Here is a 17,829-nt window from a genome sequence, read left to right as displayed (position 1 = left end):
GTTCTTCTCCCTGTCTCGCGAAAACGAAGTATCCGGCTATTGTAACGTGTTTTTCCCGCGCATTGACGGGAATATCAGTAATCGGAAGCTTGTTCGCGAAATAAAACCGCATTAAGTCAAAGGATTCAGCATTTTTGGATGTCTCCTCGCAAAGCTTAATATATGGCACAAATAGCCTGTTTAAACCGCTTGCAATGGGCCATAGCTCTTTTACCATTAGTCATTATCACTGCGTTAAGCAAATCAGGACATTATTATGGCTTTTACATCTTTTCCTCCTCGCCAGCCTTTCGCGTCAACGCGTTTGCCTCTGACGCTAATGACGCTCGATGACTGGGCGCTCGCCACCATCACCGGTGTCGACAGTGAGAAGTATATTCAGGGTCAGGTCACGGCGGATGTCAGCCAGATGACTGAACATCAGCACGTGTTGGCGGCACATTGTGACGCCAAAGGTAAAATGTGGAGCACCCTGCGTCTGTTCCGCCAGGGTGACGGTTTTGCCTGGGTTGAGCGCCGTAGCCTGCGCGATGCGCAGCTTACTGAACTGAAAAAATACGCGGTCTTTTCGAAAGTGGCGATTGCCCAGGACGACGAGCGCGTCCTGCTGGGCGTAGCGGGATTCCAGGCTCGTGCGGCACTGGCCAATCTTTTTAGCGAATTACCGGGCAGTGATAAGCAGGTTATTACCGAAGGCTCTTCCACAATATTGTGGTTTGAACACCCAGCCGAACGCTTCTTACTAGTGACCGATACTGCCACAGCGGAAACGCTGGCAGAGAAACTGCGTGGTGAAGCGGAGTTAAATAACAGCCAACAGTGGCTGGCGCTGGATATCGAAGCGGGTATTCCTGTTATTGATTCTGCCAACAGCGCGCAGTTTATTCCGCAAGCCACCAATCTGCAGGCATTAGGCGGCATCAGCTTTAAAAAAGGGTGCTATACCGGTCAGGAAATGGTTGCCCGCGCAAAATTCCGCGGAGCCAACAAACGCGCCATGTGGACTCTGGCAGGAGCGGCCAGTCGCGTACCGGAAGCGGGTGAAGACCTGGAGCTGAAAATGGGTGAGAACTGGCGTCGTACCGGCACCATACTCGCCGCAGTGCAGCTGGCTGATGGGCAAGTGCTGGTGCAGGTTGTGATGAATAACGATATGGAAGTCGACAGCGTGTTCCGCGTTCGAGACGACGCAAAAACGCTGCATATCGTACCGCAGCCGTATTCGCTGGAAGAGTAAATGAATAATGCCTGATTGCGATGCGTCTATCAGGCATGCTGGCTTTTGTTTTGTAGGCCGGATAAGGCGCTAGCCGCCATCCGGCATCAATGATTACGCCTGACCAACGTACAGATAGATTGCCAGGAAGTGGCAAACGCTGCCGCCCAGCACAAAGCCGTGCCAGATCGCGTGGTTGTAAGGAATACGCTTACAGACGTAGAAAATAACACCCAGCGAATAGACTACGCCGCCAACGGCCAGCAGCGTCACCCCCCCCACCGCCAGCTTAACCGCCAGTTGATACACCACAATCAGCGATAGCCAGCCCATTGTCAGGTAGGTCACCAGCGACAGAACCTTAAAGCGGTGCGCAATAGTCAGTTTGAATAAAATACCGATTAGCGCCAGGCTCCAGATAACAATCATCAGTCCGCGTGCCAGCGGCGAATCCAGCCCCACCAGCAGGAATGGCGTGTAGGTCCCGGCAATCAGCAGATAAATCGCGCAGTGGTCGAATTTTTTCAGCCAGACTTTCGCTCTCTGATGGGGGATCGCATGATACAAGGTTGAGGCAAGGAACAGCAGGATCATGCTGCCACCGTACAGGCTGTAGCTAGTAATGGCCATAGCGCTGGCGTTGGTATCCACTGCCTGAACCAGTAACAACACCAGTCCGACAATCCCAAACACCAGCCCGATACCATGGCTGATGCTGTTGGCTATTTCCTCTGCCAGCGAATATCCCTGCGCGATTAATGGCTTCTGAACCATAAGTTACTCCCCAGAAACGAACACTTTCGTTATTGCGCCTCTAGCGTAACTGAGAATGGTTCCAGTGAACACCTGTTAGCTAAAATAAATATCACATTAAGATTAATCATTTAAAATCATGACGTTGCAACTATTTTTTTCAACTAACAGATGTTTCTTTAAATCAAAGGCATTTAAAATCAATCACATAAAATTGCGTCTGATTCGGGTAAATCTCGGCAATCACATGTTTAAGTTCTTCAAGCGTCATGTTTTCCTGCTGGGCATGTTTATCCGTTAGCGTATCCAAAGTAACAGTTGAGGTGCCAACAACCTCAATCGTGCAGAAGTAACCGTCATCTTCGAAGCGCCCAACCCGTAAAATGTCCCCGGCTTTGAAGTGTGATTCGGACTCGTCACGAATGGTGATGGTTTTGCGTCCGGCCAGAATGTCATCCTGGAAACGCTGAAAAAAAGTGATGTCATTTGGCTGCATGTTATTATTCCTTGTAGATGAAGTCTGATGAGTGAGTTTTGCCATTGTGAGTATGTTCTCCCACGCTGCCATCGCCAGTCTCAACAATCTTGAGATGCTGGTCTACAACTATGTCATCAAAAACCGTGACAAAGTCATGTACATGACCATTCGCGAGCTGGCTGATGCCGTGGGCGTTTCCACCACTACCGTACTGCGCTTTTGCCGCAAGCTTAAGTGTGAAGGTTACTCAGAATTCCGCGTACGCTTCAAATTATATTTAGAGCAGAATGAACCACAACAGGCTAATTTCGGTGCCAGCGAAATTATTAGTTTCTTTAAAGGCGTCAATAACGACGAGTTCGATAAACTGCTCGATCAGGCTGTTGATATTATATTATCTTCCGAGCGTATTATATTCGTTGGGGCGGGAACGTCTGGAGCTCTGGCGAAATATGGCGCACGTTTTTTCTCAAACGTCGGTAAATTCAGTAATCACATTGATGATCCTTATTTCCCGGTAACTAACGATATGGCCAGAAACGCGCTGGCGATCGTGCTTTCCGTGTCTGGTGAAACAGAAGAGATCCTGCGCTTTGCCAGCCAGTTTAGTCTGCACAACTGTAAGGTTCTGTCGGTCACCAGCCATGAACACTCTCGCCTGGCGAAGCTGGCAGACTTTAATATCTCCTGGCACGTTCCACAAACACGTATTGCCGGGGTATACGATATAACCACGCAGATCCCCGTTATTTATATTCTGGAATCACTCGGGCGCAAGCTGGCGAAAATAATAGCGTAAAAAAACAATGTGTTTTTTTGATGTAACAAATCACATTTACGCTATTTTGTTATACCGTGACATTTATCTTTCCTTTGTTAGACTCAAAATCAGATTGTATTAATTTGAGACTGAGCGCAGATGAAAAAACTTACCTTACCAAACGATTTTTTATGGGGCGGCGCTGTGGCGGCGCATCAGGTTGAAGGCGGCTGGAACAAAGGTGGCAAAGGTCCCAGCATTTGCGACGTCCTGACCGGTGGGGCTCACGGCGTTCCGCGAGAAATTACTCAGGACGTCGTGCAGGGTAAATACTATCCCAACCACGAAGCAGTCGATTTTTACGGTCATTACAAAGAAGACATTAAGCTGTTTGCCGAGATGGGTTTCAAATGCTTCCGTACGTCAATTGCCTGGACCCGCATCTTCCCGAAAGGAGACGAAACCCAGCCAAATGAAGAAGGATTAAAATTCTACGACGACATGTTTGATGAACTGCTGAAGTACAACATCGAACCGGTCATCACCCTCTCCCACTTCGAAATGCCACTGCATTTGGTTCAACAGTACGGTAGCTGGACCAATCGTAAAGTCGTCGATTTCTTTGTCCGTTTTGCTGAAGTCGTTTTTGAGCGCTACAAGCACAAGGTCAAATACTGGATGACCTTCAACGAGATCAACAACCAGCGTAACTGGCGCGCACCGCTGTTTGGCTATTGCTGCTCGGGCGTGGTGTATACCGAGCATGAAAACCCGGAAGAGACCATGTACCAAGTGTTGCATCACCAGTTTGTCGCCAGCGCACTGGCGGTAAAAGCGGCACGTCGCATCAATCCTGACATGAAAGTCGGCTGCATGCTGGCGATGGTCCCGCTGTATCCCTTCTCTTGTAAGCCTGAAGATATGATGTTTGCGCAAGAATCGATGCGTGAGCGCTACGTCTTCACCGATGTCCAGTTGCGCGGTTACTACCCCTCTTATGTTCTGAATGAGTGGGAGCGTCGTGAATTCAACATCAAAATGGAAGCAAACGACGAACAGATCCTGCGCGAAGGTACCTGTGACTATCTCGGTTTCAGCTACTACATGACCAACGCCGTTAAAGCGGAAGGTGGCAGCGGTGATGCGATTTCCGGCTTTGAGGGCAGCGTACCGAACCCGCACGTCAAAGCATCCGACTGGGGCTGGCAGATTGACCCCGTCGGTCTGCGCTATGCCTTATGTGAGCTGTATGAACGCTACCAGAAGCCGCTGTTTATCGTTGAAAACGGGTTTGGCGCTTATGACAAAGTAGAAGAAGACGGTAGCATCAACGACGACTATCGCATCGACTATCTGCGCGCCCACGTCGAAGAGATGATGAAAGCGGTAACGTATGATGGCGTAGACCTGATGGGCTATACGCCCTGGGGCTGCATCGACTGCGTGTCGTTTACCACCGGTCAGTACAGCAAACGCTACGGGTTTATCTACGTAAACAAACACGACGACGGCACCGGCGATATGTCGCGTTCGCGGAAGAAGAGTTTTGAGTGGTATAAAGCAGTGATTGCCAGCAACGGCGAGAACCTGTGATTTTTTGCCGGATGGCGCAGCGCCATCCGGCAATCAAGTCCCTACTTACCGCCTGCCAGCTCCAGAAAACTCCCCGTAACGTAAGATGCTTTCTCGCTCAACAGCCAGGTAATCGCCTGCGCGACCTCCTCCGGTTGTCCACCGCGCTGCATAGGTAACAGCGATTTCACGCGATCGACTCTTCCCGGCTCGCCGCCTGATGCATGCATTTCAGTGTAAATCAGACCCGGCCGCACACAGTTCACGCGGATCCCCTGCGCTGCAACCTCCAGCGCCAGACCGGTAGTGAGCGTGTCCACCGCGCCTTTTGAGGCGGCGTAATCAACGTACTCGAAAGGGGCGCCTAGCCGTGAGGCCGCTGAAGAGACATTCACAATCGCCCCGCCATGACCACCATGCTTAAACGACATGCGCTTTACCGCTTCTCTACAGCACAGAAAATAGCCAGTAACATTGGTCGCCAGAACACGATTAATTCTTTCAGCGGTTAGGCTTTCCACCGTGCTCTGTTCAAACAAAATCCCGGCATTATTCACCAGGGCAGTCAGCGGCTCGCCTGCACGGTCAATAGACTCAAACATTGCTACCACCTGGCTTTCATCGCTGATATCTGCCCGTAAAGCAAACGCCTTCCCTCCAGCAGCGGCGATGCTGTTCACCACCTCCGTTGCCGCACGAATATTGTGATGAAAGTTCAACGCGACCGTGTAGCCCTCTTGCGCCAGTTGCAGTGCGGTTGCTCGACCAATGCCACGACTGCCGCCCGTCACCAATGCTATAGCCATAACGTTTCTCCCAAAAAATAAAGGCGCCGAAGCGCCTTTAAAAGATAGTCGAATCAGCAGATTACTGATATTCGCTCATCGGTACGCAGGAGCAGAACAGGTTACGGTCACCGTAAACATCATCAAGACGCTTCACGGTTGGCCAGTATTTGTTCGCCACACCCGCCGGGAAGACGGCGATTTCGCGGCTATAACCGTGGTTCCACTCCGCGACCAGCTCGTTTTGCGTGTGCGGTGAGTTAACCAGTGGGTTATCTTCCAGTGACCATTCACCCGCTTTCACACGGTCGATCTCCGCGCGAATTGCCAGCATCGCATTGATAAAGCGATCCAGTTCCACCTTGCTTTCAGATTCAGTCGGTTCCACCATCAGCGTACCCGCTACCGGGAACGACATGGTCGGTGCATGGAAACCGTAATCGATCAGACGCTTGGCAATATCCAGTTCGCTGATGCCGGTCTCTTCTTTCAGTGGGCGAATGTCGAGAATACATTCATGCGCCACGCGACCATCACGACCGGTATACAGCACCGGATAGGCATCTTTCAGACGGCTGGCAATATAGTTAGCGTTCAGGATCGCCACCTGGCTTGCCTGCTTCAGACCTTCTGCGCCCATCATACGGATGTACATCCAGCTGATTGGCAGAATAGATGCGCTACCAAACGGAGCGGCAGAAACTGCGCCCTGACGGGTCAGCATCCCTTCAATCTGTACCACGCTGTGGCCCGGCACAAACGGTGCCAGATGCGATTTCACGCCGATCGGCCCCATACCCGGGCCGCCGCCGCCGTGCGGAATGCAGAATGTTTTATGCAGGTTGAGATGTGATACGTCCGCGCCGATAAAGCCCGGCGTGGTGATCCCAACCTGAGCGTTCATGTTCGCGCCATCAAGGTAAACCTGACCGCCAAACTGGTGCACAACGTCGCACACTTCACGGATTGTTTCTTCATATACGCCGTGCGTGGATGGGTAGGTCACCATGATGCAAGAGAGGTTGTCGGCATGTTGTTCTGCTTTTGCACGCAGATCGTCTAAGTCGATGTTACCGTTCTTATCACAAGCGACCACCACCACCTGCATACCCGCCATCTGAGCGGAAGCCGGGTTAGTACCGTGGGCAGAGGCGGGGATCAGGCAGATATCACGATGGCCTTCGTTACGGCTTTCGTGATAATGGCGAATCGCCAGCAGCCCCGCATACTCCCCCTGTGCGCCGGAGTTCGGCTGCATGCAGACTGCGTCATAACCGGTCAGTTTTACCAGCCACTCGGAAAGTTGGCCGATCATCTGGTGGTAACCTTCCGCCTGCTCTGGAGGACAGAACGGATGAAGCTCAGCGAATTCCGGCCAGGTGATCGGGATCATCTCGGCCGCCGCGTTCAGCTTCATGGTGCAGGATCCCAGCGGGATCATCGCCTGGTTCAGCGCCAGATCTTTGCGCTCCAGCGAGTGCATGTAACGCATCATCTCGGTTTCGCTATGGTAGCGGTTGAACACCGGATGGCTGAGGATCGCATCGTCACGCAGCATACTGTCCTGAATGGAACGGCTGTCGAGCGCCACGTCTTTATCCAGCGTATCAATGTTCAGGCCGTGGCTGTCGCCCAGCAGAATATTGAACAATTGCACAACATTTTCACGGGTAGTGGTTTCGTCGAGGGTAATACCTACCGCGTTATGAATATCGCTACGCAGATTGATTTCTGCCGCTTCGGCACGCGCCAGTACTGCAGCTTTATCGGCTACTTCAACGCACAGGGTGTCGAAGTAATGCGCATGACGCAGCTTCAATCCTTTCTGTTGCAGGCCGACTGCCAGGATATCGGTCAGGCGGTGGATGCGATTAGCAATGCGTTTCAGGCCAACCGGACCATGATAAACGGCATACAGACTGGCGATGTTGGCCAGCAGTACCTGCGAGGTACAAATGTTGGAGTTCGCTTTCTCGCGGCGGATATGCTGCTCACGAGTCTGCATCGCCATGCGCAGTGCGGTATTGCCCGCCGCATCTTTGGAGACGCCGATAATACGGCCTGGCATAGAGCGTTTGAATTCGTCTTTAGCAGCAAAAAATGCCGCGTGTGGACCGCCGTAGCCCATCGGTACGCCGAAGCGTTGTGCAGAGCCGAAAACGATGTCCGCCCCCTGTTTGCCCGGCGCAGTCAGCAGTACCAGCGCCATAAAATCGGCCGCGACGCTGACCACAACTTTGCGGGATTTCAGCTCAGTAATCAGTGCGCTGTAGTCGTGCACTTCACCGGTAGTGCCAACCTGCTGCAACAGCACGCCGAACACATCCTGATGATCCAGCGCTTTTGCCGCATCATCGACAATGACGTCAAAACCAAAGGTTTCTGCACGGGTGCGCACAACATCCAGCGTTTGCGGATGGACATCTGCGGCCACAAAGAAGCGGTTGGCGTTTTTCAGTTTGCTGACGCGTTTTGCCATCGCCATTGCTTCAGCCGCTGCGGTGGCTTCATCCAGCAGAGAGGCAGAGGCCATGTCCAGACCGGTCAGATCCAGCGTCACCTGCTGGAAGTTGAGCAGCGCTTCCAGGCGACCCTGAGACACTTCTGGCTGATACGGCGTATACGCAGTGTACCAGCCCGGGTTTTCCAGCATGTTGCGCAGGATAACCGGTGGCAACTGCACGGCGGTGTAGCCCATGCCAATGTAGGACGTGAAGCGCTTGTTACGCCCGGCGATGGCTTTTAATTCAGCCAGCGCAGCGTATTCGGTCGCCGCCTCGCCCACCTGCGGCGGGGTTGCGAGCTGAATGTCTTTCGGCACAATCTGGCCGATCAGCGCGTTTAACGACTCGGCGCCAACCGCATTTAGCATCTCTCGCTGCTGCGCGGCGTCCGGTCCGATGTGGCGTTCAATAAAAGCGCCGCTGTTTTCAAGCTGGCTTAACGTCTGTGTCATGGGCGATGGTTCCTGAAACGTGCAGTGAATCGTAGGTGTCTCTACTACCTGAATACGCGAAATAATTCGCGTTGCAGGTATGCGGGCAAGCCAACACACCTGCAACGTGAAAAATGAAGCGTATTTACTCGTCTTCTAACAATGCTTCGTATGCGGTCGCATCCAGCAGCGATTCAATTTCGCTTTCATCGCTGGCTTTGATTTTGAAAATCCAGCCACCCGCATACGGCTCGCTGTTAACCAGTTCCGGAGAGTCGCTGAGCGCGTCGTTGACCGCAACAATCTCACCGCCTACTGGCGCATAGATATCGGAAGCCGCTTTTACGGACTCCGCAACAGCGCAGTCATCGCCCGCGCTGACGGTTGAGCCAACTTCAGGCAGGTCAACGAAAACCATGTCACCTAACAGCTCCTGAGCGTGTTCGGTGATACCAACGGTGTAGGAACCGTCAGCTTCTTTGCGCAGCCATTCGTGTTCTTTGCTGTATTTCAGTTCTGCAGGTACGTTGCTCATCAATCAATCTCCAAAAAAGGATGAATTACGCGACGGCTTTGCCGTTACGCACAAAAACAGGTTTAGTCACTTTTACCGGCATTTCGCGGTTACGAATCTGAACGATTGCGGTCTCACCAATACCCGCAGGGACACGTGCCAGCGCGATGCTGTAACCCAGAGTTGGGGAGAATGTCCCGCTGGTGATAATGCCTTCCTGCTGGTTGCCGGAAGCATCAGTGAAACGCACCGGCAGTTCATTACGCAGCACGCCCTTCTCTGTCATCACCAGCCCGACCAGCTGTTCGTGGCCTTTTTCACGCTGCATTTCCAGCGCATCCCGACCGATAAAGTCGCGATCGGTCGGTTCCCACGCGATGGTCCAACCCATGTTAGCCGCCAGCGGTGAAATGCCTTCGTCCATCTCCTGACCGTACAGGTTCATGCCCGCTTCCAGACGCAGCGTGTCACGCGCCCCCAAACCACAAGGTTTTACGCCTGCTTGTACCAGCGCACGCCAGAAATCTGCCGCCTTTTCATTCGGCATAGCAATTTCATAACCTGCTTCGCCGGTATAACCGGTGGTTGCGATGAACAAGTCACCCGCCTGAACGCCGAAGAACGGCTTCATGCCTTCTACCGCATGGCGCTGCTCGTCAGTAAACAGGGTAGCGGCTTTTTCCTGCGCGTTTGGCCCCTGTACCGCAATCAGCGACAGGTCGTCACGAACGGTGATGTCGATGGCGTAAGGTTCAGCGTGTTGGGTAATCCAGGAGAGGTCTTTTTCGCGGGTGGCGGAGTTTACAACGAGGCGGAAGAAATCTTCAGTGAAGTAATAAACAATCAGGTCATCTATCACGCCGCCCGAAGCGTTGAGCATACCGGAGTAGAGGGCTTTGCCCGTCTTCGTTAGCTTCGCGACGTCGTTTGCCAGCAGATAACGCAAGAACTCCCGGGTGCGGCTACCGCGCAGGTCGACGATGGTCATATGCGACACATCAAACATTCCGGCATCGGTGCGAACAGCATGGTGTTCATCAAGCTGAGAACCGTAGTGCAGTGGCATCATCCAGCCATGAAAATCGACCATGCGCGCGCCACATAGCGTGTGTTGTTCGTACAAAGGAGTCTGTTGAGCCATCTTTTCCTCGTTGAATAAGCGGGGCTATCAACTCTTTCGCGGTGAATTCTTCACCACGAAACCCAGCACCGCAGCCGCTCCAGGGGCTACGACGCAAACGTTCTCTTTGTCCTGAACTTACCACCGAAACAGACGCTAAACCATAAGGCAAAATTAACCATCACATTAGCTTATGACCAAAAATCGCCAAATCGTCGGCAGAATAAAAACCCAAAATCATAGCGACAAATTAGAATAACAAACAAAGATAAGCTGAAATTCGCCGCATTAATCAACATTAAATGTGGAAAAAATGTCAAAAATGGCGTTATGAAAAAAACGTAATATAAAAAAAACTAATGCGAAAAAAGGCGTGGAATTAGATTATTTCAAATGAGAGAAGCATCCCGGCGCGCAGGCCGGGAGAGGAAAGTGTGACGGGTCTCAAACTCTTAAGATTGTCCTTACGGACGCTAGCGCAACCATTCAGGAAGATCGTTCAGTCCCATCGCCTGGCGGATGAGCTGTGGTTTTACGCCTGGCAGGGTATCAGCCAGTTTCAGACCAATATCACGCAGCAGTTTTTTTGCCGGATTCTCGCCAGCAAACAGTTCACGAAAACCCTGCATACCAGCCAGCATCATCGCTGCACTGTGCTTACGGCTGCGCTCGTAACGGCGTAGATAGAGATACTGACCAATATCTTTGCCCTGACGCTGTAGCCGCTTAAGCTCGTCGATCAGCTCTGCCGCATCCATAAAGCCAAGGTTAACCCCCTGCCCCGCCAGCGGATGGATGGTATGCGCCGCATCCCCCACCAGCGCCAGGCGATGGGCAGCAAACTGCCGTGCGTAGCGTCCCGTCAGCGGAAACGCCTGACGTTCGCTTTCAAGGCTGCACAGCCCCAGACGATTATCAAAAGCGATATTCAGCGCCTGATTGAATTCGTCTTCGCTTGCCTGCTGCATACGTTCAGCTTCCTGCGGCGAGAGCGACCAGACGATAGAACACAGGTGCGGGTCATTGAGCGGCAGAAATGCCAGGATACCCTCACCATGAAACGCCTGACGCGCAACCGCACCGTGGGCTTCCTGCGTACGGATAGTCGCCACCAGCGCATGATGGCGGTAATCCCAGAAGGTGAGCGGAATATCCGCTTTGTTGCGCAGCCAGGAGTTAGCGCCATCGGCGCCGACTACCAGACGAGCCGTCAGCATCGCACCATCTTTCAGGGTCAGAAACGCCTCGTTCTCACCCCAGGCCACCTGCTGTAATTCAGCAGGTGCCAGCAACGTAATATCCGCTGAACGCTGCGCCTTTTGCCACAGCGCGTAATGAATCTCTGCGTTTTCGACAATGTGCCCCAAATGGCTGTAGCCCATACTCTGGTCATCAAACACAATACGGCCAAAGCTGTCTTTGTCCCAGACTTCCATGCCGTGGTAGCAGCAAGCGCGACGGGCTACAATATCGGACCAGACGCCAAGACGGGTAAGCAGTTTTTCACTGGCGGCATTAATAGCCGATACGCGAAGCTGAGGAGGTGAATCCGCCGCCAAAGGCTGCGGAACATGTTGTTCCAACACCGCAACGCGCAACCCGCTGCCCTGCAAGCCGCAGGCAACCGCCAGTCCCACCATGCCGCCACCCACAATTGCTACATCAACACTTTGCACAATCCACTCCTGATGCCTGGCTCAGCAGGCGTAATTGTTGCAGCCAGTTTGGACACGGACAGCGCGGAACAACCGAAGCGTACACGCAGTACGTGAGGATGATTCGCTTTGCTCCCCCTTCGGGCCGCCCTGAAGGGCGTTCAAAACTCTGTCGAGTTTTGTGTGAGCACTGCCCTGGTCCAAAGTGGCAAATAAAATAGCCTGCTGTGACAGGACTATCGCGCAACCCAACCGAGGGTTCGCTCCGCCAGCGCATCGCGCGCAGGGGTAAATAATTCCATCGCCATCAGCCCGACATTTCGTCCAACAACCAGCGGGGTCCAGCGATTGGCAAACAGATACACCAAATTGTTAGTCACGCCAATCGTCGTTTCGCGATCGCGTTCGCGGCGCTGCTGATAGCGTGCCAGCACCGCATAATCACCAACATCTTCCCCGCTGCTCTGCGCCTGGGTCAAGGTTTCAGCCAGGCTCATCACATCACGCAAACCAAGGTTGAAACCTTGTCCGGCAATAGGATGCAGCGTCTGGGCTGCGTTCCCTACCAGCACGGTACGATGGGTAATCGCTTTTTGCGCCGAGGTTAACGAAAGCGGATAGGCGTTGCGTTTACCCGCCTTGATAATACGCCCCAAGCGCCAGCCAAACGCGGTTTGCAGTTCACGACAAAACCGTTCGTCGGACCAGGCCAGAATCTCATCGCGCCGTTCCAGCGGATGACACCACACCAGCGAACAGCGACCGTCAGACATGGGCAACATTGCCAGCGGGCCATATTGCGTGAAACGTTCAAACGCTCGCCCGTCGTGCACAATGGAGGTCGTGACGTTGGCAATCACCGCCAGTTGCTCATAGGGCTGTTGCTGCCAGTCAACGCCGCAAGCGGTAGCCAGTGCGGAGCGCGTACCGTCGGCGGCCACCAACAGGCGACCATCAATCATCTCACCATTTTCCAGCGTTACTTCTACGCGCTCCTGCGTGCGTGACACGCTGGCTACGCGGTCGGGGCAGTGCAGCGTTACACCCGGCGCTTTACGCAGCAGCGCAAACAGACGCAGCCCGACATCGTGCAGCTCTACGACCTGCCCCAGCGCCGGAATACGGTATTCCTGCGCATCCAGCGTTACAAATCCGGCATGGCCGCGATCGCTGACATGAACGGTTTTGATCGCCGTTGCACAATCGGCAATCGCCTGCCATATGCCAATTCGCGCCAGCTGTTGGCAGGTCCCTGCCGCCAGCGCGATCGCCCGGGCATCAAACCCTGGATGGCGATCAGTGTCGGGTGCGCTCGCTTCTATCAGATGTACCGGCAGAGTTCCATGGCTAAGCTGAGAAATGGCCAACGCCAGCGTCGCGCCAACCATACCACCGCCGACGATAATCACACTCATTGCAGTCTCGCCGCGGCCATTAAGGCTTCAATGTCATCCGCTTTCTTCACTACGCTGGCGGTCAGGTTTTCATTGCCGTCTTCGGTGATGAGGATGTCATCTTCAATACGAATGCCGATACCACGATAAGCAGGCGGTACATCGGCGTCCGGCGCGATATAGAGTCCCGGTTCAACAGTAAGCACCATTCCCGGCTCGAGAATGCGTGAGCGGTCCTGACCATAAACGCCAACGTCATGTACATCCAGACCCAGCCAATGGCTAAGACCATGCATAAAGAATGGGCGATGCGCATTTTCGGTGATCAGTTGGTCGACCTCACCGCGCAGAATGCCAAGCCTTACCAGGCCCGTAATCATGATACGCACCACTTCGCCGGTGACTTCCTGGATGGACGTCCCGGGACGATACAGGCGCAGGCTGGTCTCTAAAGATTCCAGTACGATGTCGTAGATTTCACGCTGGGCAGGAGTAAATTTGCCGTTTACCGGGAAGGTACGCGTAATGTCGCCCGCATAGCCTTTGTATTCACATCCGGCGTCAATCAGCACCAGATCGCCATCGCGCATTACACTTTCATTTTCAGTGTAATGCAGGATACAGCCGTTTTCACCGCTGCCGACAATCGTGTTATAGGATGGGTAACGCGCGCCATGGCGGGTAAATTCGTGGTGAATCTCACCTTCCAGCTGGTATTCAAACATTCCCGGACGGCATTTTTCCATCGCCCGGGTATGCGCCAGCGCGGTGATCTCTCCGGCACGGCGCATGACCGCAATTTCTTCCGCTGATTTGAACAGGCGCATTTCATGCACCATTGGGCGCCAGTCGATAATTGCGGCGGGCGCATGCAGATTTTGTCTGGAGCCTTTACGCAGTTTATCCAGTGCCGTACACACAATCTCGTCTGCCCAGGCATATTCGCCCTGTGCGTGATACACCGCGTCCAGGCCATTGAGTAACAGGTGAAGCTGTTGGTTGATTTCGCTGAAGGCCAGCGCCCGATCAACGCCGAGTTTTGCCGGTGCGGCATCCTGGCCCAGACGACGACCAAACCAGATCTCCGCCGTCAGATCGCGAACCCGATTGAACAAAACGCTATGGTTATGAGTGTCATCGCTTTTAATCAGCACCAGCACGGCTTCAGGTTCGTTAAAACCGGTGAAGTACCAGAAATCACTGCTTTGGCGGTACGGATATTCACTGTCCGCGCTGCGCGTCGCTTCAGGCGCGGCAAAAATCAGCGCGGCGCTGCCGGGCTGCATTTGTGCCAGAAAAGCCTGGCGGCGGCGCTGGAATTCTTGCTGAGATATTTCGCTCATCACACTCTCCTTGGCGTTTTGTTCTTAATGCAGGGTCGGTTTACGGACTTCCGGCGCGGTCGGCTGCTGACGCGTAAATGTGTCATGACACAGCAAGGCGGCTACGCGCACGTATTCGATGATCTCTTCGAGCGACATTTCCAACTCTTCCTGATCTTCGTCTTCGTCATATCCCAACTGAGCGATATTGCGCAAGTCGTCAATCGCTTCCCCGGTTTCGCCTGTCACTTTGTCGAGCTTCGGCTGGGTAACGCCAAGCCCCAGCAAAAAGTGGTTTACCCACCCCGCCAGCGCATCGGCGCGATCAAACACACTGACGTCATCGCCTTCAGGCAGATAAAGCTGAAAAAGGAAGCCATCGTCCTCGAGAGCATCGCTGGTGGCAGAGTGCATTTTCAGCAGTGCCTGAGCCAGCTCGTGACCAAAGGCCAGACCTTCGTTCGTCAGATCGTGCAGCAGCGGCTGCCATGAGCTGTCGTTGTTGCCACCGCAAATCATTCCGCTGATTAAGCCGTGCATTTCGGCCGGGGTTAATCCAGCCCCTTGTTGGTTCAAAAACTGGCTAACGTCGTTGTAGCCAGGCATTTCGTTCTGTATAGACATAAGCATTCGTCATCAAAGGGAGGAATATTCATGGTATGCTACCACTTTGGACCCTGGTGAACCAGAAAAGGGCTTGTATCTTAATACCAGGGTAGCTATAGTGTCGCCCCTTCGCGGACCCAAGGTCTGGAGACGAAGGCAGCGCAGTCAATCAGCAGGAAGGTGGCATGTCTGCACAACCCGTCGATATCCAAATATTTGGCCGTTCACTGCGAGTGAATTGCCCGCCTGAACAAAGGGATGCGTTGAATCAGGCTGCGGACGATCTTAATCAGCGATTGCAAGATCTGAAAGTTCGCACTAGAGTCACAAATACTGAGCAGTTGGTTTTCATCGCCGCGTTGAACATCAGCTATGAATTAACTCAGGAAAAAGCGAAGACGCGTGAGTACGCGGCGAGCATGGAACAACGTATTCGGATGCTACAACAGACCATCGAACAGGCGTTGCTTGATCAGGGTCGCATAACCGAAAAAACGGGCCAAAACTTTGAATAACACTTTTCGGTTTACTGTGGTAGAGTGACCGTGAAGACAAAATTTCTCTGAGATGTTTGCAAGCGGGCCAGTCCCCTGAGCCGATATTTCATACCACAAGAATGTGGCGCTCCATGGTTGGTGAGCATGCTCGGCCCGTCCGAGAAGCCTTAAAACTGTGACGACACATTCACCTTGAACCAAGGGTTCAAGGGTTACAGCCTGCGGCGGCATCTCGGAGATTCCCTTCTACCTGGCAACAGCCATGACGCTACTATCTGAACTCCCTTTATCCCGGCAAGAAATTCGTCAACTGATTCGTCAGCGTCGACGTGCGCTTACCTCTGAGCAGCAACGACAATACGGTCAGCAAGCCGCGACCCGAATGCTCAGTTATCCCCCTGTTGTACTCGCGCATACCGTGGCGGTGTTTCTCTCGTTTGATGGCGAACTCGATACCCAGCCGCTAATAGATCAGCTGTGGCGAGCGGGCAAGCGTGTCTATCTTCCGGTGCTTCATCCCTTCAGCCCCGGTAATTTACTCTTCCTGCACTATCATCCGCACAGCGACCTGGTGACTAATCGCTTAAAAATTCAGGAACCGCGGCTTGATGTACGCGACGTATTGCCGCTATCAAAGCTGGATGTGCTGATTACACCGTTAGTGGCGTTTGATGAATACGGGCAACGCCTGGGCATGGGCGGCGGATTTTATGACCGTACGCTACAAAACTGGCAGCAGCATAAGATCCAACCCGTGGGTTACGCGCATGACTGCCAGTTAGTCGAGAAGTTGCCAGTTGAAGAGTGGGATATCCCGCTGCCAGCGGTGGTGACGCCTTCCAAAATTTGGGCGTGGTAGGAAAACCGGGAACATGCCGGGCAGGCCAGCAGCCTGCCCGTTAAAAGGAAATCAGTACAGCAGACGAGCGCGAATGGTTCCCGGAAGAGCTTTCATCGCCTGCAGCGCTTTCTCCGCCACATCTTCATCCGCTTCAATATCGATAACAACGTAACCTACCTGCGCGGAAGTCTGCAGATACTGCGCGGCAATGTTGACGCCCTGCTCGGCAAAAATCTGGTTCAGCGCCGTCAGTACGCCGGGACGATTTTCGTGAATGTGCATCAGACGACGGCCACCGTGCAGCGGCAGCGATACTTCCGGGAAGTTCACCGCAGACAGCGTAGAACCGTTGTCGGAATACTTGGTCAACTTACCAGCTACTTCCAGACCGATATTTTCCTGTGCTTCTAACGTTGAACCACCAATGTGCGGCGTCAGGATCACGTTGTCGAAATCACACAGCGGCGAAGTGAAAGGATCGCTGTTGGTTGCCGGTTCGGTTGGGAATACGTCGATTGCCGCCCCCGCCAGATGCTTGGTCGCTAGCGCGTCACACAGCGCAGGAATATCAACCACCGTCCCACGCGCGGCGTTAATCAGTAGCGCGCCCGGTTTCATCAGTGAAATCTCATGCGCGCCCATCAAGTTTTTGGTGGATGCATTTTCCGGCACGTGCAAACTCACCACATCGCTCATATTGAGCAGATCGGAAAGATGCTGGACCTGCGTGGCATTACCTAACGGCAGTTTATTTTCAATATCATAGAAGTAAACATGCATCCCCAGCGATTCCGCCAGAATGCCCAACTGAGTGCCAATATGGCCATAGCCGATGATCCCCAGTTTTTTGCCACGCGCTTCAAAAGAACCGGTAGCCAGTTTATTCCACACGCCGCGATGTGCTTTGGCGTTCGCTTCGGGTACGCCGCGTAGCAGTAGTAGCAGTTCGCCAATCACCAGTTCAGCAACGGAACGCGTGTTAGAGAATGGCGCGTTAAACACAGGGATCCCGCGCTTTGCCGCAGCAGTCAGATCCACCTGGTTGGTGCCGATGCAGAAGCAGCCAATCGCAACCAGTTTCTCTGCGGCGGCAATCACATCTTCAGTCAGATGGGTACGGGATCGCAGGCCAATGAAGTGGGCATCACGGATGGACTCTTTGAGTTGTTCAGTGTCCAGAGCACCTTTGTGAAACTCGATGTTGGTATAACCTGCTGCACGAAGGCTTTCGAGCGCTTTTTGATGCACGCCTTCAACCAGCAGAAATTTAATCTTCTCTTTCTCCAGTGATACCTTTGCCATTTCCCCGACCCTGTCTTTTTTGTTCAAACTAATGTGTTGTGTGTGGGATTTTCATCCTCCTCTTCAACATATCAAAAAA

General features: G+C 53.2%; 16 protein-coding genes and 1 other RNA gene. 6 read left to right on the top strand and 11 right to left on the bottom strand.

The window, feature by feature from the left end:
* Positions 1-256 precede the first annotated feature (256 nt).
* Positions 257-1,237 (top strand): tRNA-modifying protein YgfZ, encoded by a 981-nt coding sequence (gene ygfZ, locus NMD08_RS05015; RefSeq protein WP_370619666.1) that lies wholly within the window; start codon positions 257-259, stop codon positions 1,235-1,237.
* Between the two features lie 93 nt (positions 1,238-1,330).
* On the opposite strand, the gene NMD08_RS05010 is transcribed toward ygfZ, so the two are convergent.
* Both NMD08_RS05010 and yqfB read right to left on the bottom strand, forming a co-directional pair.
* Entirely contained in the window at positions 1,331-1,990 is a 660-nt protein-coding gene (locus NMD08_RS05010) for a hemolysin III family protein (RefSeq protein WP_187253170.1), read from the bottom strand.
* A 163-nt stretch (positions 1,991-2,153) separates the two neighbouring features.
* Complete coding sequence (gene yqfB / locus NMD08_RS05005) at positions 2,154-2,465, bottom strand: N(4)-acetylcytidine aminohydrolase (RefSeq protein ID WP_003026949.1); 312 nt, start codon at positions 2,463-2,465, stop codon at positions 2,154-2,156.
* Between the two features lie 52 nt (positions 2,466-2,517).
* On the opposite strand from yqfB, the gene NMD08_RS05000 reads away from it, so the two are divergent.
* Both NMD08_RS05000 and bglA read left to right on the top strand, forming a co-directional pair.
* Positions 2,518-3,246, top strand: a complete 729-nt coding sequence (locus NMD08_RS05000) for a MurR/RpiR family transcriptional regulator (RefSeq protein ID WP_187253347.1) — start codon at positions 2,518-2,520, stop codon at positions 3,244-3,246.
* Positions 3,247-3,366: 120 nt separating this feature from the next.
* On the top strand, positions 3,367-4,800 hold the full coding sequence (gene bglA / locus NMD08_RS04995) for a 6-phospho-beta-glucosidase BglA (protein ID WP_187253171.1): 1,434 nt from the start codon (positions 3,367-3,369) through the stop codon (positions 4,798-4,800).
* Positions 4,801-4,841: 41 nt separating this feature from the next.
* On the opposite strand, the gene NMD08_RS04990 is transcribed toward bglA, so the two are convergent.
* The 8 genes from NMD08_RS04990 to NMD08_RS04955 all read right to left on the bottom strand — a co-directional run bounded on the left by NMD08_RS04990 (position 4,842) and on the right by NMD08_RS04955 (position 15,128).
* A complete protein-coding gene (locus tag NMD08_RS04990; RefSeq protein ID WP_187258971.1) occupies positions 4,842-5,585 on the bottom strand; it encodes an SDR family oxidoreductase in 744 nt (247 codons plus the stop codon).
* 61 nt (positions 5,586-5,646) lie between these two features.
* Positions 5,647-8,520 (bottom strand): aminomethyl-transferring glycine dehydrogenase, encoded by a 2,874-nt coding sequence (gene gcvP / locus NMD08_RS04985; protein WP_278238372.1) that lies wholly within the window; start codon positions 8,518-8,520, stop codon positions 5,647-5,649.
* Between the two features lie 124 nt (positions 8,521-8,644).
* On the bottom strand, positions 8,645-9,034 hold the full coding sequence (gene gcvH, locus NMD08_RS04980) for a glycine cleavage system protein GcvH (RefSeq protein WP_005123344.1): 390 nt from the start codon (positions 9,032-9,034) through the stop codon (positions 8,645-8,647).
* Positions 9,035-9,059: 25 nt separating this feature from the next.
* Positions 9,060-10,154 carry a glycine cleavage system aminomethyltransferase GcvT gene (gcvT, locus tag NMD08_RS04975; RefSeq protein ID WP_278238373.1) on the bottom strand — a complete coding sequence of 365 codons (1,095 nt, stop codon included), beginning with the start codon at positions 10,152-10,154 and terminating at the stop codon, positions 9,060-9,062.
* Between the two features lie 452 nt (positions 10,155-10,606).
* Positions 10,607-11,809, bottom strand: a complete 1,203-nt coding sequence (gene ubiI / locus NMD08_RS04970; protein WP_370619664.1) for an FAD-dependent 2-octaprenylphenol hydroxylase — start codon at positions 11,807-11,809, stop codon at positions 10,607-10,609.
* A gap of 215 nt (positions 11,810-12,024) precedes the next feature.
* The gene (gene ubiH / locus NMD08_RS04965; RefSeq protein WP_151218323.1) at positions 12,025-13,203 is read right to left on the bottom strand and encodes a 2-octaprenyl-6-methoxyphenyl hydroxylase; all 1,179 of its coding nucleotides are present in this window, start codon (positions 13,201-13,203) and stop codon (positions 12,025-12,027) included.
* Positions 13,200-14,525, bottom strand: a complete 1,326-nt coding sequence (pepP, locus tag NMD08_RS04960; protein WP_187258974.1) for a Xaa-Pro aminopeptidase — start codon at positions 14,523-14,525, stop codon at positions 13,200-13,202. Before pepP ends, ubiH begins: the two co-directional genes overlap by 4 nt.
* A 24-nt stretch (positions 14,526-14,549) precedes the next feature.
* A complete protein-coding gene (locus NMD08_RS04955) occupies positions 14,550-15,128 on the bottom strand; it encodes a YecA family protein (protein WP_086523442.1) in 579 nt (192 codons plus the stop codon).
* A 167-nt stretch (positions 15,129-15,295) separates the two neighbouring features.
* On the opposite strand from NMD08_RS04955, the gene zapA reads away from it, so the two are divergent.
* The 3 genes from zapA (at position 15,296) to NMD08_RS04940 (ending at position 16,466) form a co-directional block, all read left to right on the top strand.
* On the top strand, positions 15,296-15,625 hold the full coding sequence (gene zapA / locus NMD08_RS04950; protein WP_003026980.1) for a cell division protein ZapA: 330 nt from the start codon (positions 15,296-15,298) through the stop codon (positions 15,623-15,625).
* A gap of 41 nt (positions 15,626-15,666) precedes the next feature.
* A non-coding RNA gene (gene ssrS, locus NMD08_RS04945) (6S RNA) lies at positions 15,667-15,850 on the top strand.
* A gap of 19 nt (positions 15,851-15,869) precedes the next feature.
* Positions 15,870-16,466, top strand: coding sequence for a 5-formyltetrahydrofolate cyclo-ligase (locus NMD08_RS04940; RefSeq protein ID WP_151218325.1), 597 nt, complete (start codon positions 15,870-15,872; stop codon positions 16,464-16,466).
* A 51-nt stretch (positions 16,467-16,517) separates the two neighbouring features.
* Here NMD08_RS04940 and serA read toward each other — a convergent pair whose 3' ends face one another.
* Entirely contained in the window at positions 16,518-17,750 is a 1,233-nt protein-coding gene (serA, locus tag NMD08_RS04935; RefSeq protein ID WP_151218326.1) for a phosphoglycerate dehydrogenase, read from the bottom strand.
* Positions 17,751-17,829 lie beyond the last annotated feature (79 nt).

This window comes from Citrobacter meridianamericanus, from assembly GCF_041320245.1.
In the GTDB taxonomy this organism is placed as follows: domain Bacteria; phylum Pseudomonadota; class Gammaproteobacteria; order Enterobacterales; family Enterobacteriaceae; genus Citrobacter; species Citrobacter meridianamericanus.
This window is presented reverse-complemented; position numbering and strand designations above follow the sequence as displayed.